The 23,448-nt window shown below is 60.1% G+C and carries 20 protein-coding genes; 13 read left to right on the forward strand and 7 right to left on the reverse strand.

Features of this window, described 5'->3' with window-relative positions:
• Positions 1 to 29 precede the first annotated feature (29 nt).
• From BLS41_RS30375 to BLS41_RS30390, 4 genes are all read right to left on the reverse strand, one after another.
• Positions 30 to 1,529, reverse strand: a complete 1,500-nt coding sequence (locus tag BLS41_RS30375) for a cysteate racemase (RefSeq protein ID WP_074771416.1) — start codon at positions 1,527 to 1,529, stop codon at positions 30 to 32.
• Complete coding sequence (locus BLS41_RS30380; RefSeq protein ID WP_074771417.1) at positions 1,526 to 2,806, reverse strand: dicarboxylate/amino acid:cation symporter; 1,281 nt, start codon at positions 2,804 to 2,806, stop codon at positions 1,526 to 1,528. Before BLS41_RS30380 ends, BLS41_RS30375 begins: the two co-directional genes overlap by 4 nt.
• 575 nt (positions 2,807 to 3,381) lie before the next feature.
• Positions 3,382 to 3,684, reverse strand: a complete 303-nt coding sequence (locus BLS41_RS30385) for a DUF4148 domain-containing protein (RefSeq protein ID WP_074771418.1) — start codon at positions 3,682 to 3,684, stop codon at positions 3,382 to 3,384.
• Between the two features lie 622 nt (positions 3,685 to 4,306).
• A complete protein-coding gene (locus BLS41_RS30390; RefSeq protein ID WP_074771419.1) occupies positions 4,307 to 4,510 on the reverse strand; it encodes a cold-shock protein in 204 nt (67 codons plus the stop codon).
• A gap of 433 nt (positions 4,511 to 4,943) precedes the next feature.
• Between BLS41_RS30390 and BLS41_RS30395 the strand changes: the two genes are divergently transcribed.
• On the forward strand, positions 4,944 to 5,543 hold the full coding sequence (locus BLS41_RS30395; RefSeq protein ID WP_074771420.1) for a nitroreductase family protein: 600 nt from the start codon (positions 4,944 to 4,946) through the stop codon (positions 5,541 to 5,543).
• Positions 5,544 to 5,662: 119 nt separating this feature from the next.
• On the opposite strand, the gene BLS41_RS30400 is transcribed toward BLS41_RS30395, so the two are convergent.
• Positions 5,663 to 6,199: an OsmC family protein gene (locus BLS41_RS30400; protein WP_074771421.1), complete on the reverse strand. Its 537-nt coding sequence runs from the start codon at positions 6,197 to 6,199 to the stop codon at positions 5,663 to 5,665.
• 304 nt (positions 6,200 to 6,503) lie between these two features.
• Here BLS41_RS30400 and BLS41_RS30405 point away from each other — a divergent pair, with 304 nt between their 5' ends.
• The 10 genes from BLS41_RS30405 (at position 6,504) to BLS41_RS30450 (ending at position 18,886) form a co-directional block, all read left to right on the forward strand.
• Complete coding sequence (locus tag BLS41_RS30405) at positions 6,504 to 7,325, forward strand: ABC transporter permease (protein WP_074773119.1); 822 nt, start codon at positions 6,504 to 6,506, stop codon at positions 7,323 to 7,325.
• An 8-nt stretch (positions 7,326 to 7,333) separates the two neighbouring features.
• On the forward strand, positions 7,334 to 8,122 hold the full coding sequence (locus tag BLS41_RS30410) for an ABC transporter ATP-binding protein (protein WP_253189841.1): 789 nt from the start codon (positions 7,334 to 7,336) through the stop codon (positions 8,120 to 8,122).
• 56 nt (positions 8,123 to 8,178) lie between these two features.
• A complete protein-coding gene (locus BLS41_RS30415) occupies positions 8,179 to 9,420 on the forward strand; it encodes an SfnB family sulfur acquisition oxidoreductase (RefSeq protein WP_074771423.1) in 1,242 nt (413 codons plus the stop codon).
• A 63-nt stretch (positions 9,421 to 9,483) separates the two neighbouring features.
• A complete protein-coding gene (locus BLS41_RS30420; RefSeq protein ID WP_074771424.1) occupies positions 9,484 to 10,440 on the forward strand; it encodes an aliphatic sulfonate ABC transporter substrate-binding protein in 957 nt (318 codons plus the stop codon).
• Between the two features lie 175 nt (positions 10,441 to 10,615).
• The gene (locus BLS41_RS30425; RefSeq protein WP_074771425.1) at positions 10,616 to 11,806 is read left to right on the forward strand and encodes an LLM class flavin-dependent oxidoreductase; all 1,191 of its coding nucleotides are present in this window, start codon (positions 10,616 to 10,618) and stop codon (positions 11,804 to 11,806) included.
• A gap of 81 nt (positions 11,807 to 11,887) precedes the next feature.
• Positions 11,888 to 12,952 (forward strand): ABC transporter substrate-binding protein, encoded by a 1,065-nt coding sequence (locus BLS41_RS30430; RefSeq protein ID WP_074771426.1) that lies wholly within the window; start codon positions 11,888 to 11,890, stop codon positions 12,950 to 12,952.
• Between the two features lie 40 nt (positions 12,953 to 12,992).
• Positions 12,993 to 14,609 carry an ABC transporter substrate-binding protein gene (locus BLS41_RS30435; RefSeq protein WP_074771427.1) on the forward strand — a complete coding sequence of 539 codons (1,617 nt, stop codon included), beginning with the start codon at positions 12,993 to 12,995 and terminating at the stop codon, positions 14,607 to 14,609.
• A gap of 42 nt (positions 14,610 to 14,651) precedes the next feature.
• Entirely contained in the window at positions 14,652 to 15,701 is a 1,050-nt protein-coding gene (locus tag BLS41_RS30440) for an aldo/keto reductase (protein WP_074771428.1), read from the forward strand.
• 2 nt (positions 15,702 to 15,703) lie between these two features.
• Positions 15,704 to 17,326: an ABC transporter substrate-binding protein gene (locus BLS41_RS30445; protein ID WP_074771429.1), complete on the forward strand. Its 1,623-nt coding sequence runs from the start codon at positions 15,704 to 15,706 to the stop codon at positions 17,324 to 17,326.
• A 24-nt stretch (positions 17,327 to 17,350) separates the two neighbouring features.
• The gene (locus BLS41_RS30450; protein ID WP_074771430.1) at positions 17,351 to 18,886 is read left to right on the forward strand and encodes an amidase; all 1,536 of its coding nucleotides are present in this window, start codon (positions 17,351 to 17,353) and stop codon (positions 18,884 to 18,886) included.
• 43 nt (positions 18,887 to 18,929) lie between these two features.
• On the opposite strand, the gene BLS41_RS39225 is transcribed toward BLS41_RS30450, so the two are convergent.
• Entirely contained in the window at positions 18,930 to 19,076 is a 147-nt protein-coding gene (locus BLS41_RS39225; RefSeq protein WP_171910351.1) for a hypothetical protein, read from the reverse strand.
• Between the two features lie 306 nt (positions 19,077 to 19,382).
• Between BLS41_RS39225 and BLS41_RS30455 the strand changes: the two genes are divergently transcribed.
• Positions 19,383 to 20,612 carry a porin gene (locus BLS41_RS30455; protein WP_074771431.1) on the forward strand — a complete coding sequence of 410 codons (1,230 nt, stop codon included), beginning with the start codon at positions 19,383 to 19,385 and terminating at the stop codon, positions 20,610 to 20,612.
• 73 nt (positions 20,613 to 20,685) lie between these two features.
• Here BLS41_RS30455 and BLS41_RS30460 read toward each other — a convergent pair whose 3' ends face one another.
• Complete coding sequence (locus BLS41_RS30460; RefSeq protein ID WP_074771432.1) at positions 20,686 to 22,008, reverse strand: LLM class flavin-dependent oxidoreductase; 1,323 nt, start codon at positions 22,006 to 22,008, stop codon at positions 20,686 to 20,688.
• A 357-nt stretch (positions 22,009 to 22,365) separates the two neighbouring features.
• Between BLS41_RS30460 and BLS41_RS30465 the strand changes: the two genes are divergently transcribed.
• Positions 22,366 to 23,442: an LLM class flavin-dependent oxidoreductase gene (locus BLS41_RS30465; protein ID WP_074771433.1), complete on the forward strand. Its 1,077-nt coding sequence runs from the start codon at positions 22,366 to 22,368 to the stop codon at positions 23,440 to 23,442.
• The last annotated feature ends 6 nt before the right edge of the window (positions 23,443 to 23,448 follow it).

Consider the following 23,448-nt stretch of genomic DNA (forward strand, 5'->3'; position numbering starts at 1 on the left):
CGGTCCGGTCCCACGATTCGCCGAGATACCTAAGCGGAACTCAGCGAGGCTAACCCGACAACTTCCGCCTGCATGTCGCCGCGCGCATACGCGACGCAACGCCGCGCGAGAATGTCGGTCGGATCGGCGAGCATTGCAATGCGTCCGCTCGACCCGCGTATCTCGCCTTGCTGCAGCAGCAACGGCAATTCGGTGCAGCCAAGAATGATGACTTCGATACCGCGCCCGATCAGATCGTCGACTGCCTGCGTGATTTCATCCACGCATTCGCCGGTGGTATAGCCCGCCTTCACGCCACGCGGCCCGTAGATAGCGTTCATCACGCGAGCCTGCAGCGCAGGTCCCGGCACGACCTGCGTGAGACCGTGCGCTTCCAGCGCCTTCTGATAAACGCCGCTGACAATCGTGCCCGATGTCGCAAGCAGACCGACCTCCCGTAACGCCGGAAACGACTCGCGCAGATACGCGACCGTCACAGTCAGCATGTTGACGATCGGCACCTTCAAATAAGGCTGAATCCGTTCGACGTACGCATGCGCGGTGTTACACGGAATCGCGATGATGTCGGCGTCACCCGCTTCGAGTTTCTTGCACGTCGCGTAAAGCGAGACCGTGGGGTCGGGTCCGTCGCCGATCAGATTCTCGGTGCGGTCGGGAATCTGCGGGTTCTGCTCGACCAGCAGTTTGATGTGATCCTGATCGCGCGAAGCCGGTGTGTTGCGCACGACTTTCTGCATGAAATCGATCGTCGCCGCAGGTCCCACGCCGCCTACCACGCCGACCTTGAAAACACGTCCTGGATGACCGTACTCGCCACTCACGACATACTGTGCATACACGAGGTTCGAATCCAGCAAAGGTACGGACGAACGGTCGAGCTGGTCCGCAACGAGGCCGATCTCGGTGAGGCCCGGCACGATCACGTCCACGCGCTGCGCGGCCAGATCTTCGCAGGCCGCGCGCAGCAACTCCACCGGCAATCCGCTGAGTGTGCCGCTTTTTATGCCGTTTTCTCCGTACACGGCGCTCGTCACCGGATCGAGACCGTCCGCCTCGAAAGGTCGCGGATGAATCACTTCGAACTCGGGCTGCGTGAAGTAACGCTCGAAAAGCCCTGCATCACGCACATAGTCCGACGTGAGCACGCCGATGCGCCGCGCGGAAGGAAAACGCCGCCGCACATGAGCGCGAATCCCTTCGAGCATATCGACGATAGGCAGCGGCGAATTCTCCTGCAACTGGTCAATAAACGTGTGGCTCAGGAAGCACGGCAACACCACGGAGGCAATGCCGCGCTTCTCGAATTCGCGAATGGTGTCGAAGATATACAGCATGCGTTCGACAGTCGCCTCCCGCGAGCGCCCCGCATTGCGATACGGATGCTGCTCGAACACCAGATCGAAATGCTCGGCATCGTTGCTCGCCGGGGTGGCCTTGACCAGCTTGTAGAACACATCGGCGCTCGCCAGCGGCCCAAGACCGCCGATGATGCCGAGAGACCGCCGGGGCCGGGCTAACGGTTCCATCATCGAATTTCGCCTTGCAGTTGATCGAAGTGCTGCGCCTGCGCCGGAGCCGCCGAGCGTCGCGCTTCCCACCTGGCGATCACGGCGGTCGCGATGCTATTGCCGATCACGTTGGTCATCGTGCGGCCCATGTCGAGAATCTGGTCGATTGCGAGCACCAGCACGACACCGGCGGTGGGCAGATGGAACATCGGCGCGACCGCCGCGACCACCACCACCGACCCGCGCGGCACGCTCGCCATGCCCTTGCTGCTCAGCATCAACACCAGCAACATGATGATCTGCTGCGACAACGGCATGTCGATACCGAACGCCTGCGCGATGAAGATCGCGGCAAACGACTGATACATCATCGAGCCGTCGAGATTGAACACATAGCCGAGCGGCAGCGTGAAGCCGACCACTTTCTTGTCGACGCCGAACTCTTCGAGCTTTTCGGTCAGACGCGGATAAGCCGCTTCGCTGCTGGCCGTCGAGAACGCCAGCAGAGCCGGCTCACGCACCAGCTTGAGCAAAGTGCCGACGCGCTTGCCGAGGAACAGATAACCGACGCCGATCAGAATCGCCCACAGCAGCACCAGCCCCAGATAGAACGAGCCGATCAGCTTGCCGTATGTCAGGAGGACACCGAGTCCGCGCACCGTGACCGCCGACGCAATCGCCCCGAACACGCCAAACGGCGCGGCGCGCATCACGTAGTTGGTGAGCCGCAGCATCACCGGCACCATGCCGTCGATGGCATCCACCACGACCTTCACGCGCGGATCTTGCTTGAGCGCGCCAAGGCCGATACCGAAGAACAGCGAGAACACGAGGATCTGCAGGATGTCGTTGCGCGCCATCGCGTCGAGCAGACTGGTCGGGAACGCGTGCGTCAGGATGTTCTTGACGTTCAGGCCGTCGGTGTCGAGTCCGGTGGTGACCTCACCGGCGGGCGGCGTCAGATGCAGCGCAGCGCCCGGTTGCAGCAGGTTGGCGAGCGCCAGCCCGAGCGCCAGCGAGACCAGCGACGCCAGCACGAACCAGCCGACCGTGCGCAAGCCGATGCGGCCCACGTCCGAGCCGCTCTCCATGCCGGCAAGCCCCGACACGAGCGTCGCGAACACCAGCGGCGCGATGATCATCTTGATCAGCCGCAAGAAGATATCGGTGATGATCGAAAAGTAACCGGCGATCGCCTTGGTGGTCGCCGCATCGGCCGCCCCGGCGTGACACACATAGCCTGCGATGACGCCGAGCACCATGCCGGCGGCGATATATAGCGTGAGGCGGTTTTTCATGTATCGATCCCTTCGGGTTGATTCGACGCCCACGCGGCTCGTAAGCGGCGCGGGCGTCGATGAATATGACTGGTTGCAGATCGGGCTCCCAGCGACTCACGGGAGGTTCGGCAAATGCTAAGGGGGAAAAAAATATCGGTGATGCGGGTGTGGCATTGCGCTATGCGGCTGCCGCATAACGCGCCCCGACGCCTTGCCGGCGCGGGGCGCGGTGGTTCGGATCAATCCTGGATCAGCGTTCGTATGCGGGATAGGGATTGCTGCGGAACTGGGTACTGGTCAGATCGACAGGAATGGAAGCGATGCGTTTGCTCACCGGCGTTTGAAGCGGGAGTGAGCGTAACGCGAGTCTTAATGCTACGAGAGGATCGAATGCGAAGACGTGTGCGATTTTCTGCAAAGACTTCGCGTGACCTGGGCGCGTTGGTTTGTCTTTTTGCGAATAAACGCGAGTTCGCGACTCTTCTCTGGCGAAGTCAGTGTGGTGCGACTGGTCTGCCAGCGCGCGCCTGGTCAATGCGCGCTGGCAGAACCGAGGGTTCGACTGCGAACTTACTCACATTGAAAGCCGCGTGTCATGGCACTACCCGCACGCTCCGCGCGCCGGATTGCCCTGATCCGCCGATGGACGGTCCATAGCCACCTGACGAAGATTTTTGCGCACCAGCCCGTTGCGCGGCAAGGCGTGCTTCGGCCGCCTGGATATTGCCGGGGAAATCGTAATCGCTCGCCGTACCGGGGCTATATCCCACTTTCTGAAGATCGATGACCTCGGCTCGCACCTGCTCTCGCGTGACTGAACTGCTGGATTGGGCGAAAACAACGATCGGCGCGGCGGAACAGGCCGCGGCTATAGCTACGCAAATCAGCGATTTCATCATGGCTCACCTCTGAAGACTATGGATTCAGCCGCGATAAGCAATCCTCTATCCGGCTGATAAGCTTAGTCTAGTCAATGGAATGCCGGAAATTAACATCGATTTGAAAACTTATTATTGTCCGGTTCGCTTTTTCAGAATGTGATCGGAAAAGTGCAATGCTATGCATCGGACAATCTGTTTCAGCTTCGAATAGAGCGAGATAACAGCGATCAATTTTATTAAGAACGAAAAGCGCTGCTACAGGATGGCGATCCGTAATTTTTACGCGTCGGGTTGGTATCGCTTCTAAATGGCAGGGGACGAGAAAGTGGCTGGCTTTAACAACGAAAGACCGGGGAAACCTCATCGGCCAGTCATCCTTTCGCAGGAGGTTTTTAGGCAGGCGGGAAGGATTTCGTTTTGATGGTCGCAGCGGACCCTGCCAGAAGTGAATTGCACACTATCTGTCATCGAGTAAGCGTAAGTTCAGATCCTGACGAGAGTCAGAACATTGCAAGCCTTGAACGACAGCACACAGCTAAAAGCACAACGCGCCACCGGCCCAGATAGGGCGGCAGCGCGTCGTCTCTCTGCGCAGCCGAACGCGATGCGCGTCTCGAAGAGCTAAAAATGCTCGCAATTACAGCGGACGAATATCCGCGGCCTGCTTGCCTTTCGGCCCTTGCTTGACGTCGAAACTCACCTTCTGATTTTCCTGCAGCGACTTGAAACCTTCCGCGCGCACTTCCGAGAAATGCGCAAAAAGATCATCGCCACCGTCATCCGGCGTGATGAAGCCAAAACCTTTCGCGTCGTTGAACCACTTGACCGTACCTGTCGCCATGAAGCTTCTTCCTTGCTGGTTGTTGGGCTGGACCACGGCGAAGGCGTTGCGCGCCCAAGGCGCTCCGTTGCTGCCGGATCCAGGTTGCGCCGGGGATGGTTGATCCAAGTGACGCGACCTTCACAATAAATGAATTCAGGGCTGCGCCAAACCAAGCAAATCTTCGATGGTTATCTCGTTGTGTCACTACCGGCTCGGTATGCCACGCAGAGTCGCGCCGCTGATTTTTCATCCAGTCCTGTTGTCTTGAAACGGAAGAAAAGAACTTTATTCGAATTGGCTTTCATCACAAGTAAGCCACTCCGCGAGTGATAAGTGTGCGAGAAGAATTCAGTTCAGTCGCGCAATGCGTGCAGATAAAATGGCCGGCGTCGCCCCAGATCCATCTGCTTTCAGAACTCGGGCACTCACCTCTTTTTCCCCGGAGTAATCCATGACAACTGAATCGAACTCACGTACGGCCGAACACGCGATCGACCGGCAATTTCTCGACCGCTGGTCGCCGCGCGCTTTCAGTGCCGACACGATCCCCGAAGCTACGCTGTTGACGCTCCTCGAAGCGGCTCGCTGGGCGCCGTCCTCGTATAACTCGCAGCCGTGGCGTTTCGCTTATGCACGGCGCGGCACGCCGCATTGGGAGCAATTCGTCGGCTTTCTCAATGAGTTCAATCAGAGCTGGGCAAAGCACGCGGCCGCTATCGTGATCGTGCTGTCGAAGAACACCTTCACGCCTCCCGGCGCGGCAGCGGAAGTACCTGCACCGACGCATTCGTTCGATACCGGCGCCGCGTGGGCCTACCTCGCGTTGCAAGCCACGCTGTCCGGCTGGCATGCACATGGTCTCGCCGGCATCGAGCGCGACAAGATTCGCCAGCAACTCGCGGTTCCCGACGGTTATTCGATTGAAGCGGGTATTGCGATAGGTCGCGCGGGTGACAAGGCCACGTTGTCCGAAACGCTGCAGGCCCGGGAAGTGCAAAGCCAGCGCAAGCCGCTAGCCGAGATCGCGTTCGAAGGACGACTCGCGCTCTAATCGCCACGCGAGATGCATACGCTTCGCGCGTTCAACGCGCGCGAAGCCGCAAATCGCGCCCCGTGCAATCTCGCTGCGAGAAGCTCACCGCAACCACTCGCGCGGTAACTAGCAGCGACTTAAACCGCCACGCTCACGTGCCGCAATTCGCCGACAATCATCTGCGGATTCTTCAGCAGATTGAAAATCGGGCACACCGCTTCCACCGCTTCATGCAACGCGCGAATCGCTTCGGGTGACTCAGGCGACACGATATCCAGCGTATAGCGAATATTATGCGGATAGATCGGCACATTTTCGAAGCCCGGTTGTTGTGCAAGCGGATGCTGCTCACCGGTTACTTCCACCTCGATCGAATCGATCCTGAGCTGCCGCTCGGCGGCCTGTATCAGCGTGATGTGTGTAATGCAGCTTCCCAGCACGCCGAGTTGCAATTCCGGCGACGCGGGCCCGAGGTTGTATCCCGCGAAGTCTGCCGGGCTATCGCTAATCACCTGGAAATCGCGGATACGGATTTCCCGCACGCCACTGCGGCCTAATGCACGCACGTTGGCTTTCAGTCGGTTCGCTGCAATATTGGGATCGTTGCGCGCCGCTTCACGTTTGGCGAGCCACGCCGCGCGCTTCTGGACAAGGTACTCGTTGAGCGTCGTCATGAGTCGATAGTTCTATTTCGAAGGTTCGATAAAAAAAACGCGATGAATAGCAAAGGCACACGCGCCCGCATGCTTCGGCTTTGCATCGAAGAATAACTACCCGCTCCATTCGAACGAACCAAGCGATTCTGCTTTGCTTAAGTCAATCGATCATTTCTCCACGCTCTCGCGCAACGAATCAGATAAGAATAGAAATTATTGTTCGTTGTCCATGGCGTCTTCTCTCCGATAGATTTCTCATGCCCGGCGCATTGACGCGAGACTCGCTGCTGCGCGGTAAATTTTGTTGGTCAAAGCAACGGACATGTCTGCAAAAACCGAATTCCTGACGCCACACGCCTTTAACGAATCGACGCAACGCCGTCTTCCCTCTATTCGATGGCGTCGCGCGGTATCACCGATTGCATTATTGTTCGCCTGGCAGATTGCCTGCTGGAACGGCTGGGTATCGACGCGCTTCATTCCCGCGCCGGTCACGATCGCCCAGACGTTCTGGGCGATGACCGTCTCCGGCGAACTCGCGCGCAATCTTCTCGTTTCACTCGGCCGATCCGCGAGCGGGCTAGCGATTGGCGCCACGATTGGCGTAGTGGCTGCGCTCGTTGCGGGGCTTTCTTCCAAAGGCGAAGACGCGATCGACCCGCCGATGCAAATGCTGCGCACGATGCCCCACCTTGCGTTGGTGCCGCTGTTCATTCTGTGGTTCGGCATCGGTGAAGCGCCGAAGATTGCGCTGGTTGCATTGGGCTCTGCTTTCCCGATTTATCTGAACCTGTATGCGGGCATTCGCCATGTCGATCCCAAAGTTATCGAGGCAATGACCACGATCGGGCTGACTCGCGCAGAAATGATCTGGCACATCATCTTGCCCGGGGCGCTGCCTTCGGCACTGGTGGGCTTGCGATACGCAATCGGTGTAGCGTGGCTGAGCCTGGTGGTTGGCGAGCAGGTGAATGCATCGAGCGGAGTCGGCTATCTCGTCATGAACGCACGCGAGTTCGTGCGAACCGACATCATTTTCGTCGGCCTGATCGTCTACTCGCTGCTCGGTCTTGCCGCCGATGCATTGGTGAGAAAGCTTGAAAGCGCCGCGCTTGTGTGGCGTCCAACGGCGCAAAAAAAATGAGCCACGCCGTGACAGTGACCCCGCCTTTACCCGCGTCAGAACCCGTGGTTCGTCTGCGCGGCCTTACTCGCGCATTCGATCAACAGGTGGTGCTCGACTCACTGAACGTTGACATCGAACGCGGCAGTTTTACGGCTCTGCTCGGCCATAGCGGATCGGGCAAATCCACCTTGTTGCGCACTCTCGCGGGACTCGATACCGCGTCACACGGAGCCGTCACGGTCCCCACTCAACGGGCAGTAGTGTTTCAGGAGCCCCGGCTCGTGCTGTGGAAGCGGCTCGTCAATAACATCACACTCGGTTTGCGTAGCGCTAATGCACGCGATAAAGCAGTGGCGGCGCTAGCCGACGTGGGTCTTTCGCACCGGCTCGATGCGTGGCCGCTCACGCTCTCCGGTGGCGAGGCGCAACGGGCGGCGCTGGCTCGCGCGCTGGTACAGGACCCGCAACTGCTGCTGCTCGACGAACCATTCGCCGCGCTGGACGCGTTGACGCGGCTAAAAATGCAGCAACTGGTTCTCGACCTGTGGCAACGCCGCCGCCCCGCTGTCCTCCTTGTCACTCACGATGTGGACGAAGCGCTGCTACTCGCCGATCGTGTCCTCGTGCTATCGAAGGGTCGTATTTCGCTCGATATTCCGCTCGATCTGGATCATCCTCGCGAGCCGGGTCATCCGAAGCTGAAGGAGTTGCGCCATTTGCTGCTCACGGAGCTCGGCGTGCCTTTGCCAGCGCCGAAGCACACGCCAGCTCCGGCTGCGTCCGAAATCGAAATCAGCACCGTCTCCCACTTCTGATGAACGAAGTGTCCCGCTTATCCCCCGGTCCTCAATGGACTGCCCCGGAGCCGTCGATGACCGCCCAAGTTTCAAACCTCGCGTTCGCGGCGACCGCCCGAACGACACCACGGGTCTATGCACCAGCCCACATCATTGCGTCAGACGATGAAGCGTTGCGGATCGCGCGTGATCTCGCGCAGAACTTTGCCACCGACGCCGCGCGCCGCGACAGCGAACGCATTCTTCCCTTTGACGAATTGAATGCCTGTTCGAGCGCGGGACTGTGGGCGATGACCGTGCCGAAAGAATACGGCGGCGCACAGGTGTCGTACGCGACGGTCGGCCGGGTATTCGCGTTGCTCGCCGCGGCCGACCCCTCCATTTCGCAAATTCAGCAAAACCACAACAGCGCGGTTTTCTGGATCTGGAAGACCGGCGACGAACGGCAACGAGCCTTCTTTCTCGGCGAAATTCTGCGCGGCGCCCGCTTTGGCAATGCGAATGTCGACGTGGGCGGACGACAGCCCAGCGGCTCGGCGATGACTATCACACCCGACGGCGAAGGCTTCCGCCTGTCCGGCACCAAGCTGTATTCGACCGGCGCACTATTCGCCGACTACGTGTCCACCATCGGCCAGGATCAGGCGGGACGCCGCACGGTCGCCATCGTGCCCGCAGGCCATCCAGGCATGAAGATCGTCGACGATTGGCAAAGCTTCGGCCAGAAAACCACCGCCAGCGGCACCGTGATTTTCGATGACGTGTGGGTGCCCGCTTTGAACGTGCTGCCGATTCACGAAAGCTACGCACACTGGCCACAAAACGCGGTCACGCAGATCAGCCACGTCGGCATCGACGCGGGCATTGCACGGGCTGCGCTCGACGCGACGATCGCGTTCATCCGCGAGCGCGACGCGGCTTCGTCTGCGAGCACGATTCCGGCAATCGGAGCCGACCCGTACGTGATCCATCAACTCGGCGAGTTGACCACGCGTCTACACGCGTCCGAAGCGATGATGGAACGTGCAGGCCGCGAAATCGACCATTGTCTCGCCGACCCCGGCCCGGACACGATTGCCGCGGCATCGATCGCGGTGGCCGAAGCAAAAGCGTTGACCACCGAAATCGCCATCGACGCAAGCAGCAAACTGTTCGAACTGGCGGGTACCCGCTCAACGCATCCCTCATTCAATCTCGACCGGCATTGGCGCAATGCACGGGTTCATACCGTGCACGATCCGGTCCGCTGGAAATACGCGGCAGTCGGCAACTTCTATCTGAACGGCGTGCGCCCTTCGCCTACCGGACAAACTTAAGAGCGGCGCTGCATTACACGCTCGCCGCTTACGTATTCACCTCATTCTTCAGGAGATCCTCGCATGCCGGGACGTCGTCAGTTTCTCGCCGCAGGCAGCGCGCTCGCCGCCGCGACTTTTATTGCGCCGCTATCTAAAGCTCTTGCCGCGACGCCCGATACGATCAGCTTCGGCTTTCAGAAAACCGGCATTCCGCTCGTGGCGAGACAACTCAAGGTATTCGAAAAGCGCTTCGAGCCGCGTGGGATAAAAGTAAATTGGGTGGAGTTTCCATCCGGGCTCACGCTGTTGCAGGCACTCGACATCGGTCAGATCTCGTTCGGCAATTCCGGCAACGTGGGCTGCATTTTTCAACAGGCGGCAGGCGGACATATCGATTACATCGCCGCGCAGCCTTCGGGGCCCAAGAGCGAAGGCATTCTGGTGAAGGCCACTTCCAGCATCCGCACGCTCGCCGATTTGCGCGGCAAGAAAGTCGGCTATGCAAAAGGCTCGAGTTCGCATGATCTGATTGCGGCGGCTCTGGAAAAAGCCGGCGTGAAGCTCGCCGATATTGACTCCATTTCGCTAGGCGCGGCCGATGCTGCCTTTGCATACGACAGCGGTGATACCGACGCATGGGTTATCTGGGACCCATACTTTACGATTGCGCAAAAGCGCACGCCTTCGCGAGTTCTCGCCTACACCGGAGACATCAAGCCGAGTTCGGGATTTCTGCTGGCGAATAGCGGCTTTGCTGCCGCGTATCCTGAACTGGTCCGTGAATATATCGACGGCTCGAAAGAAGCCGCAGCGTGGGCGAAGTCGCATCCCGCCGAAGTGACCAGCGCGCTTTCCGCCGCTACCGGCATACCCGCCGACGTAATGGCTCTCGTCACCCAGAACGCCAGCTTCGATGTAACCGCGCTAAGCACGCCGCTACTCGATGCACAGCAGAACACCGCCGACCGCCTGTATGCACTCGGCCTGATTCCGAAGAAGGTGAATGTGCGCGACATCGTCTGGAAATCGAACACCTGAAGTGCTTCGATTGACGCTAAATCGTTGCTGCAACAGCAGCGGCCATACAGTGTTGGAAGGCATCAAAAGAAAAGCAGAATTGATTGGTTTGCATTCCAGAACTCACATGATCTACTGCGTCGATGCGAGTCGAGTCGGCTTGCTGAGACAACTCTAACCGGCACGGACTTTCACTGTGACTCACTCTCTTCTGGACGCTCAACCACAGGCCGCATCTTCATTCGTGCCGGTTCGTTCGCCTGCCACGTTCGCCGACAGCCCCGTGTCGCGCGCATTCGAACAACCGCTTCTGCTCGGCCTGTTCCTGCCGATTCAGGCGGGCGGCTGGAGCGCCTCGACGCTGCCGCGTTCCACCGACTGGAGCTTCGACTACAACCTCGCGCTCGTGCAAAAAGCGGAAGCACTCGGTTTCGATCTGGTATTCGCGCTGTCGCAGTGGCTGCCAAAAGGCGGCTATGGCGGCGTATTCAACGGCGAGGCGCTCGACTCATTCATGTCGCTCGCTGCGATGACGGCGCGCACCGAGCGCATCATTCTGGTCGCCACCAGTCATGTGCTTTATGGACCGTGGCATCCGCTGCACTTCGCCAAATTCACCGCGACGCTCGATCATATTTCGAAAGGACGCTGGGGTATCAACGTCGTGACCGGTCATCGTGCAGTCGAGCATGAAATGTTCGGCTGGCATCGCATCGAACACGATCGACGCTACGAACTGGCGGCCGAGTTTCTCGACGCCGTTCAGCAACTCTGGTCGCAGCCGGATAACTTCAGCTTCGCACCTCCGCTCTCAAGCTGGAAACTCGACAAGGCTTTCGTTACGCCGAAGCCGAATTACGGCCGTCCGCTGCTCGTGAATGCAACCGGTTCGGACGCCGGTATCGACTTCGCCGCACGTTATTCGGACATTGTGTTCATCACAAGTCCCGCTGGTTCCGAAATCGAAGCTGCGCTGGCCGCGTTGCCCGCCCACACGGCACGCGTGAAAGCCGCTGCCGCGAAGCATGGGCGCCAGATCCGCACGCTCATCAATCCGATGGTGGTGTGCCGCGAGACCGAAGCAGAAGCACACGCCTATCGCGATGCAATCGTTGCGCATGGTGACGAAGGTAGCTTCCACCGCTTCGAGAGCGATGCGCATGCGTGGCGCGGCAACGCTCCGCAACGCAACCAGGCCGCCGCGCGTGCGGTGGGCGGCAACATCTCGATAGTTGGCTCGCCACAGCAGGTTGCCGATTACATCGTGCGTCTGCATCAGGCGGGCATCGACGGTGTGCAATTGAGCTTCTTCGATTTTCAACCGGACCTCGAATTCTTCGGCGAACGCGTTTTGCCGCTGTTACGCGAAGCCGGACTGCGCTTCTGAGCGTTTCGCCAATGCGCGAAATGGCGGCGTCGCTAGCCGCCGCCGTATGGGTCCGACACCCTCCAACTTCAAGGTGATTCAATGAGCCGACTCTGGTACACGCGCTGCCCTGCTCCCACTCCGTTCGGCATTGCCGCGCAGAAGGGCTGGCTGCAACAGGAATTCGCCGCCGACGGCATCGACGTCAAAGCGCTGCAGGATGCCGACGACGTGAAAATTCGCCGCTCGCATTTCACGCACACGCAGCCGTGGTCGTTTCGACAGGGCGGCAATATCCCCGCGCTGTGGGCGCGCGCCCAAGGCAGCGAAACGCGTCTGATCGGCCTGAGCTGGGTCGATGAGTTCCAGGCATTGATCACCCTTGACCGTCAGCTGGATGCGTCTCCAGAGGCGCTACAGGGGCGGCGCTTCGGCTTCCCGCTGAACACCCGGGCAAGCGTGGTCGATTTTCATCGCGCGACCGCCTTGCGGGGCTTCTCGTCACTGCTCGGCGCGATTGGCGTTCAACTCGAAGACATCGATCTCGTCGATTTGCCGCATACACCGCGCGGCCTGGAAGATGCCAAACCTTCCGTGGATGCATCACTCGCGGACTGGCTCGACGCGCAACGCTCGCACGAATTCGCACGCGAAGCAGAAGCTTTGCTGCGGGGCGAAGCCGACGTTGTGTTCGTCAAAGGCGCGACAGGTCTCGACATCGCGAATCTGCTCAATGCGAAGATTCTGGTTGAAATCGGCGCGCAGCCCAACCGCGTGCTGCATGCAAATAACGGCACGCCGCGTCCGCTCACGGTCGATGCGCAATTGCTGCGCGAGCGCCCCGACCTGGTTGAACGGGTCGTGGCCCGCACGCTGGACGCCGCTGATTGGGCGCAAGCTCATCCGGGCGATGTCGCGCACTACGTTGCCCGCGAAACACGCAGCGCAGAGCACTGGGTAGGCCACGCATATCCCGGCGGATTGCATCGTCAATTGACACTCGGGCTCGATCCGCGAGCACTCGCCGCGCTCGCTGACTTCAAGCATTTTCTGTTCACATGGGGCTTCATTCCCTCCGATTTCGATGTTGACGCGTGGGTCGATCCCGCGCCCTTGCGTGCCGCGCTCGCAAGACGGCAGCAGGCCGCCGCAACCGCCACGCTCTGAACCGGCTGAAATCTCCCCTTTCTTTACACACAATCCTACGATGGCTTATGTCACAACGCAGGCGGCGCTGCGCCGCCGCGCGCGCGTCTTTCATCGCGCGCTTGTCTTGTCGCTCTCGCTGGTCGCCGCACTCGGCGCATCGCATGCGCAGGCGCAAACGCGCGGCGGAACGCTCAATTTCATCGTCACGCCGGAACCGACCGCGCTGGTCGATCTCGCGACTACCGCGACCAACGTGCTGAAGGTCAGTCCGAAAGTGGTCGAAGGACTACTCGAATACGACTTCAAGTTTCAGCCGAAGCCTTCGCTCGCCACCTCGTTCGAAGTCAGCGACGACAGCCGAAAATACGTCTTTCATCTGCGCCACGGCGTGAAGTGGCAGGACGGTCAGCCGTTCACTTCCGCCGACGTCGCTTACTCGATCGAGACGCTCAGGCAGGTTCATCCGCGCGCCAAAACGACCTTTGCCAACGTCACCGAGGTCGCGACCCCGGACCCGTACACCGTCGTTATCACGCTGTCGAAGCCCGCGCCGTATCTGATCAAGGCGTTCTCGTCGTCGGAAACGCCTATTCTGCCGAAGCATATCTACGAAGGCACTGACCCGCTCACCAATCCCGCCAACAATGCGCCGATCGGCACCGGTCCGTTTCGCTTCGTCAAATGGGTACGCGGCAGCTACATCGAATATGTGCGCAACGACGACTACTGGGACAAAGGCAAGCCGCTACTCGACCGCATCGTCGTAAAGGTGATCACCGATCCGGCCGCGCGGACCGTTGCATTCGAAGACGGCTCCGCCGATCTGAGCGGCGACACCCCAGTACCGCTCTCCGACCTCGCTCGCCTGAAAGGCAATCCGAAGCTCGGACTCGACACACGCGGTTACGAATTTCAGGCCGGCGTATCGCGTATTGAATTCAATCTCGACAACCCGGTTTTAAAGAATCTGAAGGTGCGTCAGGCGATTGCATCGGCGCTAGACCGTGAGGTCATTCGCAAGGTGATCTTCTACGGTTACGCGACGCCGCTTGCCAGCCCGATCATTCCGTCAAGCCCTTACTACGATCCCGCGCCAACGCCGTATCCCTTCAACGTGGAGCGCGCCAACGCGCTGCTCGACGAAGCGGGATATCCGCGTAAGAGCGACGGCACGCGCTTTGCGCTGACGCTCGACCCGTTGCCGATTGGTGATCTGCCGGCGCGCACTGCTGCTTATGTGAAGTCGGCACTCGCGCGGCTCGGCATTACCGTGACTGTTCGGAGCCAGGATCTGCCCGCTTATCTGAAGCGGATCTACACCGACCGCGATTTCGATTTCTCGGTCAACGGCATGAGCAATCTGTTCGACCCGGTGGTCGGCGTAGCGCGGCTTTATACGACCAATAATTTCCGGCGCGGCGTGCCTTTCACGAACGGCTCGCATTACAGCAATCCGCAGATCGATCAACTGTTCGCGCAAGTCGCCGAAGAAACCGACGAGGCGAAACGCAAGCAACTCTTCTCGGAGATTCAACGGATTATCGAGCGCGACCTGCCCGACATCAATCTCGTTTCACCGCAATACCTCACCGTTTATTCGCGCGCGGTACACGACCATACGACGGGACCCGACGGCGTATCGGGCAGTTTCGCCGATACGTGGTTGCAACGCTAAAGCCTTTCTTTTCGACTCGTAATCTCACGGAATCAGACTGACATGGAATACAGACAACTCGGCCGCAGCGGCATCAAGGTCTCGACATTGACGCTCGGCACAATGATGTTCGGCGGCCCCACCGACGAAGCGACCGCAGCCCGCATCATCGATCAGGCGCAGGAACAGGGCGTGAATTCGATCGATACCGCCGACGTCTACGGCAAGGGCGAGTCGGAACGCGTGGTTGGCCGCGCAATCGCGGCACAGCGCGAACGCTGGGTACTGGCGACAAAATTTGCGAACCCGCTGCAAAGCGGCGACGTGAACGCGCAAGGTGCGTCGCGCAAATACATCGAGCGCGCCGTCGATGCCAGCCTGAAACGGCTCGGCACCGACTATATCGACCTGCTCTACATCCATCGCGAAGATCACGAAACGCCGGTTGAAGAAACGGTGCGCGCACTCGACGATCTGATCCGCGCAGGCAAGCTGCGTTACTACGGGCTGTCGAATCATCGCGCGTGGAAGATTGCGGAGTTCAGCCACACGGCGCAGGCGCTTGGACTCGCTGCGCCTATCGCAAGCCAGCCGCTTTACAACATCGCCAATCGTCAGGCCGAGGCTGAGCAATTGACTGCCGCGCACCGCTATGGGCTCGGCGTGATCTCGTATAGCCCGCTCGCGCGCGGCGTACTGACCGGCAAATACGAACCCGGCGCGACACCCGGTGCCGATACGCGCGCGGGCCGTAGCGACCGCCGCTTGCAGCAGACCGAATGGCGTCCCGAGTCGATCGAACTCGCGCGGCGCGTGCGGGAACATGCCGAGGCGCGCGGTTTGTCGGCGGGCCAATTCGCATTGGCGTGGGTGCTCAACAGCCGCTATATCAGTTCGACGATTGCCGGTCCGCGCACCGAGGCGCAATGGCAGGACTATCTGCCCGCGCTGCGCTATCAATTGAATGCCGACGACGAAGCATTCGTCGATTCGCTGGTGACGAGCGGCCATCCGTCAACGCCTGGCTTCAACGATCCGGGGCATCCGTTCTTCGGTCGGATTGCGCGTCACGGGGCAACTGAACACACAACGGCAAACGCGCTAAAAGGCTAACCATGACTGTAGATCGTCGGCGTTTCATGCAGACATCGCTGGCCGCTCTCTCCGCCGGTGCACTCGGCACATGGGCTGACCTCCCGACTGCGGCAGCCGCCAGCACGCAAGCGACCACGCCCGCGAAGGGCGGCACGCTCACCTACGCGGTCCAGCAGGAGCCGCCGTCGCTGGTTTCGCTGCTCGACACCAATACGGTGATCCGTAACATCAGCGCAAAAATTACTGAAGGGCTGTTGCGCTACGACGCGCAGTTCAAACCGCAACCGCTCCTAGCCATTGCCTGGAGCACCAGTGACGACGGTCTGCGATACACGTTCAAACTGCGGCCCAACGTGAAGTGGCACGATGGCGAGAGCTTCACGTCCGCCGACGTCAGCTACTCGATCCTCACGCAAAAACGCCTCGGCCCGCGCGGACGCATCACGCTCGCCAATGTCGAGCGGGTCGAAACGCCCGATCCGTTGACGGCCATCGTGGTGCTCGGCAAGCCGACGCCCTATCTGATCAAGGCTCTTTCGTCCGCGGAATTGCCCATCGTGCCGCAACACCGCTACGGCGACAGCGATCCTCTGACAAGCCCGAATCTCACCGCGCCAATCGGCACCGGCCCGTTCGTCTTCGACCAATGGGTGCGCGGCAGTCACGTCAGCCTTCGCAGGAATCCGAACTACTGGCGGCCGGGCGCACCGAATCTGGACCATGTGATCTACCGTATCGTGCCCGATCAGGCGTCCATTTCCGCCGCGCTCGAAACCGGTGAGGTCGATGCCGCAACCAACGTCGGCCTCGCCGATCTGAGCCGTCTTGCAAAGTTGCCGAATCTGAAAATCGACGACAGCTACGATGCGTATCTGAACAACGCGGCTTTCCTCGAATTCAACCTGGACAATCCAGTGCTTGCAAAGCCCGAGGTGCGCAAGGCTATTGCACACGCGATAGATCGCAACTTCATCAAGGACAACGTCTTCTACCAACGTTCGAGCGTGGTCGATTCGCCAGTGCCCGCCGTGTTGTCGAGCTATTACGACGACAGCACCTTTCGCTATCCGTTCGACGTGAACGAAGCGAATCGTTTGCTTGATGCGGCAGGTTATCCGAAACAGGCCGACGGCCAGCGTTTCGCGCTGAAGATCAACTACATCAGCGGATCGGATTTCCGGCGCGCGGCGGATTATCTGCGCGCTGCGCTCGCGCGCATCGATATCAAGGCGAGCATTCTCGACGGCGATCTGCCGACCTATTTGCGTCGCGCCTATACGGCTCGCGAGTTCGATCTGAATCTGAACGGCCTCGGCCGTCTTTACGATCCGACGGTTGGCGTGCAGCGCATTTACTGGTCGGACGGTGTCAGGCATCCGCTCATCTGGATCAACGCTTCGCACTATCAGAACCAGCAAGTCGACGACCTGTTTCGAGCGGCCGCCGTCGAAACCGACGAGGGCCGCCGCGCGTCCGCGTTCCGGCAGATTCAGCAGATCGTCGGCCGTGACCTGCCGGTGCTGCCGCTGGTGACGGTGCCGTCGGCGTTGCAGGTGTATCACTCGCGGGTTCACAACCTGAACAACAGCATCGATCTGACGGCGGGCGATTTCTCCGACGCGTGGATCGAACCGAAAGCCTGACCATCGACCTGAGATCTAGCTACCATGAGCGCACCTGAACTGGATGACCCGAAGTCCGCCGTACTCGATGCACTGACCTTTGCCAGTGCGCGGGAGCAGGCCGCAGCATTGGCCGAAGGCCGCGTGTCAGCGGTCGAATTACTGGAACATACGATTGCCCGCATTACACGCTTCGACGGCGAATTGAACGCCGTGGTCGCGCGTGATTTCGACACCGCGCGAGCTGCCGCCCGTGATGCCGACGCGGCATTGGCGCGTGGCGACCGACGCCCATTACTTGGCGTGCCGATTACGGTAAAGGAATCATTCGATGTGGCGGGACTCGTGACCAGCGTCGGCAATCCGGCTTTCGCTGACAACGTCGCAGAGCGCGATTCGCTCTCGGTTGGCGCTCTGCGTGACGCGGGTGCGTTGATCATCGGCAAAACCAATGTGCCGCTCGCGCTTTCCGACCTGCAAAGCTACAACGAAGTCTATGGATTGACGCGCAATCCCTGGGATCATGAGCGCACACCCGGTGGATCGTCCGGCGGATCGTCGGCGGCGCTCGCGGCGGGTTATGTCGCGCTGGAACTCGGCTCCGATATCGGCGGTTCGATCCGCATTCCCGCGCATTTCACCGGCGTTTATGGCCATAAACCGAGCTACGGTCTCGTATCCCTGCTCGGCGCAGGTGCACCGCGCGGTCGCTTTTCCGCGCGCGATCTGAGTGTCGCCGGGCCGCTCGCGCGCAGTGCAGGCGACCTCGAACTCGCACTCGATCTGCTGCTCAACCGCGATCCGTTGACGAATAGAGCGTGGCATGTAACGTTGCCGCCCGCGCGTCATGCGCACCTCGCCGGATTCCGTGTGCTGATGATCGATACGTGGCCTGGCACCGAAAGAAGTGTATCGGAGCGCCTCGTGTCCGAACGCGTGGTCGAGCGATTGCGCACACAGGGCGTGCAGGTGAGCCGCCCTGCCGATCTTCCCGGCGGTCTGTTGCCCGATCTCACCCGCAGTCATGCGCTGTACCGGACCTTGCTGGGTTCGTCGCTGGCCGAGCCGCCCGCATTGAGCGAGGCGGCCCGCGAGCGCCTCGCCGCACTCGCCCCCGACGACGACAGCGCCGACGCCGCCTGGCTGCGCGCCCCCACGCTCGCCCATCGCGACTGGCTCAGGGCCGATGAACAACGACATGCATTGCGTCATCAGTGGGAACGGCTTTTCGAATCGTTCGATGTAGTCGTGACGCCGGTCGCGCCGGTACCTGCCTTCCGCCACAACCAGCAGCAGCCGAAAGACGCGCGCACCTATCCTGTAGCGTTCGAAGACGGCGTGCGCGAAGTGCGCTTCCTCGACTTCTTCTACTGGGCGGGGTTGCCTGTGCTGCCCGGATTGCCGGCCACCAGTTTCCCTCTCGGTCTGGACGATGACGGCTTGCCGGTCAGCGCGCAAGCCGTGGGGCCGTGGCTCGAAGACCGCACGCCGATTGCATTTGCGGCCCTGCTGGAAGAGGTTTATGGCGGATTTCTCGTGCCGCCGGGTTATGAAGCGGGCAATACACGCGCTACCCGTTAAACAGCTTTTCTACTCCTCGATACGTGCCGCTCTATTGCGTCACCTAACACCAGATAGCCGACGTCGTTGCCCGCATATTCGTGTCGGCAACGACGTCGCTTTTTTTTACGCTCTCGATAACCTGCTCGTTCTTTGACAACACTCGCCCCCAAAAAAGTGTCGTGAGCACGCGACATTCGTCCAGTTTCATACGCTTTCTCCTTACCAATCTTCTTCGTCATACCCTCTTCCAAAGCTATTTTCTGCCGCTGTATCACGCGAATCTGTTCAATCAACCGACAGCGAATTACCCAAGGAATACTAATAAGTGTCGATGTCCGATGCCATCGCCAATTTATTGAAGCTGTAGCGCCTCCCGGAAACAAATGACCGATATCCATATCGACTTTTATTGTTTGTTCCGTCGATTGCTTTTGCTTATCGTTCTCCCGGCATCGTCAGATGTTCTTCATTTAGTCACTTCCGCGACGCGCCCCTCGACATCGATTCAAACAATATGAAAAAACTACTTTTCGCATTCAGTATTTCTTCTCTGCTGGCCAGCACTGCAAACGCACAAAGCAGCGTCACGCTATACGGTATCGTGACCGGCAACGTTACTTACGTGAACAACGCGCAAACTGCAGCGACTTCCGCTTCGGGACGGCCAAAAGGCGGCACACAGGTTGCGCAATTCGACAGCGGCTCGTCCGGGCTGGCATCGAGCCGCTGGGGCCTGAAAGGCGTTGAAGATCTGGGTGGTGGACTGAAATCCATCTTCCAGATCGAGGGTGGCTTCAGCGTGAACAATGGCGCGCTAGGGCAAGGCGGAGCGATATTCGGCCGGCAGGCTTATGTGGGACTCTCCGCTCCGCAATACGGTACGTTCACGCTGGGTCGCCAGGGTGACGCGTCGGTCGAATTCGTTTCGCCGCTCATTTATGGATGGTATTGGGGTAACCTCGCGATTCATCCCGCCGACTATGACAATCTTAACTTCACGCACCGTATCAACAATACGCTCAAGTATCTGTCGGACACTTATAGAGGCTTCCGTTTCGGCGGCTTGTACAGCCTCGGCGGTGTGGCCGGCAATGCTACGCAGAACCAGTACTGGTCGCTGGGTGCGAACTATACGGGCGGAGCGTTCGCGATCGGCGCGTCGATCTTCAATGCGCGCAATCCGAACGTGTCGCTATACGGCACCAACCCGAATGCGACCACGACGGGAAATAACCTCGGCTCCGCAGGCTCGGCCACGACCGCCGAATCCAATCCGGCTATCGCGGGCTTTGCGTCGGCCAATTCGCAGCAGACGGTTTCCGTCGCGACAACCTATGCAGCAGGAGGCGCGATCTTCGGCGTGTCTTATTCGAATACGCAGTTCCGTGGTCTCGGGACGACCGCAGCGTTGAATACGTTGGGATATCACGGTTCGACGAGTCTGAATACGGTGGGCGCAAGCCTGCGTTATCAGGCCACACCGTTCCTGCGCTTCGGCACATCGTTCGACTATACGGAAGGCGGCAGCACGAGCGGCAAGGAAGGCGCGAAGTACGAGCAGGTCAACCTGGGCGCCGCGTATTCGCTGTCGAAAGCGACGGACCTGTATGTGACCGGTGCATTCCAGCATGCGAGCGGCACCGACTCGCTCGGACGTCCGGCCGTGGCTGCGATTGGCTATCTCACACCGTCTGCGACCAGCAAACAGGTCGCGGTATCGGCTGGTATCAAGCATCTGTTCTAAAGCAGAAGATCCCGGTCCGTCAATGGACCGGGATTTCGCTCTACCTTTTTTCCGACGGCCGCGTCATGGTGTTTTACCGGCGAAAGAATCGGTTCTCCGGCCGCGGTAAGCCAAGGTTCTCGCGCAGCGTCGCCCCTTCATATTCGCGGCGGAACAGGCCGCGTCTCTGCAACTCCGGCACGACCTTATCGACAAAGTCGTCGAGTCCGGCCGGAAGGTGGGAGAACATGACGTTAAAGCCATCCGAGCCTTCTCCCACGAGCCACTGTTCCATCTGGTCCGCGATCGATGCCGGCGTGCCGACCATTTCCAGCCCCGAGTAACCGCCAATGCGCTGCGCAAGCTGGCGAATCGTCAGACCGTCTTGCTGCGCCCATTCGAGCACCCGTTGACGCGCCGTGCGACTCGCGTTGGTTTCGGGAATCTCGGGCAACGGTCCATCCGGATCGAAACGGGAGACGTCGTGACCCAATGCAATCGATAACGACGCAATGCCGCTTTCATAGTGAACATATGTGTCGAGCCGCGCTCGCGTTTCCTGAGCCTGTTCCAGCGTGTCGCCCACTACGACGAATGCAGCCGGCAGGATCTTCATGTGATCGCGCTGTCGGCCGAGTTTTTCCATTCGCCCTTTAACATCGGCGTAAAAGCGTTGGCCGTCGGCAAGATTACTTTGGGCGGTGAACACCACTTCCGCAGTTTCGGCCGCAATCTGCCGCCCTGCTTCCGATGAACCTGCCTGCACGATCACCGGCCAGCCCTGCACGGGCCGCGCGATATTCAACGGTCCACGCACCGAGAAGTTCTCGCTTTTATAGTTCAGCACATGCAGTTTCGCGGGATCAAAGTAGTCGCCACTCGCGGTGTCGCGGATAAAAGCGTCGTCGGCCCAGCTATCCCACAGTCCGGTGACTACGTCGAAGAACTCGCGCGCGCGTCGATAACGTTCGTCGTGTTCCACATGCTCGTCGAGGCCGAAATTGAGCGCGGCGTCCGGGTTCGACGTGGTAACCAGATTCCACCCTGCCCGGCCGCCGCTAATGTGATCGAGCGACGCGAAGCGGCGTGCCACGTGATACGGCGCGTCGAACGTGGTCGATGCGGTCGCGACCAGCCCGAGCCGTTCGGTGACTGCGGCCAGTGCCGGCAGCAAGGTCAGCGGCTCGAACGACGTGACCGTGTGGCTGTGCCTGAGCGCGTCGAGCGGCATGTTGAGTACCGCGAGATGGTCCGCCATGAAGAACGCGTCGAAGCGGCCACGTTCGAGCGTCTGCGCGAAACGCTTCAGGTGCGTGAAGTTGAAGTTGGCGTCGGGATAGGCGCCGGGGTAGCGCCATGCGCCGGTGTGAATCGTGGTGGGGCGCATGAAAGCGCCGAGGCGAAGCTGACGGGACATCGGTTGATCTCCATCGCGGATACGGTCGTGCAAGTATATTTGCGCTTCGCTTCGTCTGCTTGCGGTCGCTGACTCTTCGACAATGCATAAACAGCGAACGCGACGACAGCACCCAACGACGTCATATGTGTGGGTTGCGTGACGCGCAGGCACCAAGCTCAGGCGCGTGGACGTGTAACGCGGCTACTAGCTTGCACCTCCATTAACATGCACATTCGATATCTTTAGCTGAATATACTATTTAGCCCTTGCATAACGCGATGTTAGCCTGAATGCGACAGGTTGATGGGCCACTCTCCGGCTTATCTGCTAAAGCATTCTTCTATCCACCCCAACGGATTTCCGCAAGGAGCTAACGTGAGCGTCGAATTCATCGGCATGATTCAGCAACGTGTGACGTCGGAAACGCATCTTCCGCAAGGTCCCGCTATCGACACCGATTACGTGCGCGCCTTCGCCCAGGCACACGAGAATGCGGGCTTCGATCGCATTCTCGTGCCGCACAGTTCGACCAGCCCCGACGCGACGATCACGATTGCCTATGCCGCGAGCGTTACGTCACGGGTTCATTTCATGCTGGCGCATCGACCGGGCTTTGTCGCGCCGACGCTCGCAGCCAGGCAGCTTGCCACGCTCGATCACTTCTCCGGCGGGCGGCTCGCGGTGCACTTTATTTCCGGAGGCAGCGACGAGGATCAACGGCGCGACGGCGACTTCCTGAGTCACGACGAACGCTATGCACGCACTGACGAGTACCTTGAAGTGCTGCGTCGCGTGTGGACAGAGGAAGAACCGTTCGATCACGAGGGTCGCTTCTATCGCTTCGAGCGCGCGTTCTCCGAAGTCAAGCCGAAACAGACGCCCTATCTGCCGATATATTTCGGCGGTGCATCGGAACCTGCGCTCGCAGTCGCAGGCAAGCATGCCGACGTGTACGCGCTATGGGGCGAATCGAAACAGCAGGTGCTCGAGCAGGTCACCCGCGTACGCGCCGAAGCCGCCAAGCACGGCCGCACCGTGCGCTTCTCGGTGTCGTTCCGGCCGATCCTCGCGTCGACGGAAAAAGCCGCTTGGGAACGCGCCGAACACATTCTCGACGAGACGCGCCGTTTGCGCGCCAAGAAAGGTTTGCCGACAGGCGCTCCGCAGCAAAGCGAAGGCGCGCGGCGTCTGCTCGCCGCGTCGGGCGATGGCGTGCGCGCGGATGACCGTCTGTGGACGGCAGTGGCCAAGGAAATCGGCGGCCGCTCGAATTCGACCGCGCTGGTCGGCACGCCCGAACAGGTCGCGCAGACACTCGGCGAATACTACGAACTGGGCGTCACCACTTTCCTGATTCGAGGCTTCGATCCGCTCGACGACGCAATCGACTATGGCCGCGAACTGATCCCCGCCACCCGCGAGTTGACCTCTCGCGTGCGTCGCGCTGCATGACCGGAC

The sequence above is a fragment of the Paraburkholderia fungorum genome (assembly GCF_900099835.1).
Lineage (GTDB): Bacteria > Pseudomonadota > Gammaproteobacteria > Burkholderiales > Burkholderiaceae > Paraburkholderia > Paraburkholderia fungorum_A.

Bases quoted from the DNA above. Each gene is read 5' to 3' on its own strand.
- BLS41_RS30375 (WP_074771416.1), bottom strand. From the start codon at position 1,529: ATGATGGAACCGTTAGCCCGGCCCCGGCGGTCTCTCGGCATCATCGGC.
- BLS41_RS30380 (WP_074771417.1), bottom strand. From the start codon at position 2,806: ATGAAAAACCGCCTCACGCTATATATCGCCGCCGGCATGGTGCTCGGC.
- BLS41_RS30385 (WP_074771418.1), bottom strand. From the start codon at position 3,684: ATGAAATCGCTGATTTGCGTAGCTATAGCCGCGGCCTGTTCCGCCGCG.
- BLS41_RS30390 (WP_074771419.1), bottom strand. From the start codon at position 4,510: ATGGCGACAGGTACGGTCAAGTGGTTCAACGACGCGAAAGGTTTTGGC.
- BLS41_RS30395 (WP_074771420.1), top strand. From the start codon at position 4,944: ATGACAACTGAATCGAACTCACGTACGGCCGAACACGCGATCGACCGG.
- BLS41_RS30400 (WP_074771421.1), bottom strand. From the start codon at position 6,199: ATGACGACGCTCAACGAGTACCTTGTCCAGAAGCGCGCGGCGTGGCTC.
- BLS41_RS30405 (WP_074773119.1), top strand. From the start codon at position 6,504: ATGTCTGCAAAAACCGAATTCCTGACGCCACACGCCTTTAACGAATCG.
- BLS41_RS30415 (WP_074771423.1), top strand. From the start codon at position 8,179: ATGACCGCCCAAGTTTCAAACCTCGCGTTCGCGGCGACCGCCCGAACG.
- BLS41_RS30420 (WP_074771424.1), top strand. From the start codon at position 9,484: ATGCCGGGACGTCGTCAGTTTCTCGCCGCAGGCAGCGCGCTCGCCGCC.
- BLS41_RS30430 (WP_074771426.1), top strand. From the start codon at position 11,888: ATGAGCCGACTCTGGTACACGCGCTGCCCTGCTCCCACTCCGTTCGGC.
- BLS41_RS30435 (WP_074771427.1), top strand. From the start codon at position 12,993: ATGGCTTATGTCACAACGCAGGCGGCGCTGCGCCGCCGCGCGCGCGTC.
- BLS41_RS30440 (WP_074771428.1), top strand. From the start codon at position 14,652: ATGGAATACAGACAACTCGGCCGCAGCGGCATCAAGGTCTCGACATTG.
- BLS41_RS30445 (WP_074771429.1), top strand. From the start codon at position 15,704: ATGACTGTAGATCGTCGGCGTTTCATGCAGACATCGCTGGCCGCTCTC.
- BLS41_RS30450 (WP_074771430.1), top strand. From the start codon at position 17,351: ATGAGCGCACCTGAACTGGATGACCCGAAGTCCGCCGTACTCGATGCA.
- BLS41_RS39225 (WP_171910351.1), bottom strand. From the start codon at position 19,076: ATGAAACTGGACGAATGTCGCGTGCTCACGACACTTTTTTGGGGGCGA.
- BLS41_RS30455 (WP_074771431.1), top strand. From the start codon at position 19,383: ATGAAAAAACTACTTTTCGCATTCAGTATTTCTTCTCTGCTGGCCAGC.
- BLS41_RS30460 (WP_074771432.1), bottom strand. From the start codon at position 22,008: ATGTCCCGTCAGCTTCGCCTCGGCGCTTTCATGCGCCCCACCACGATT.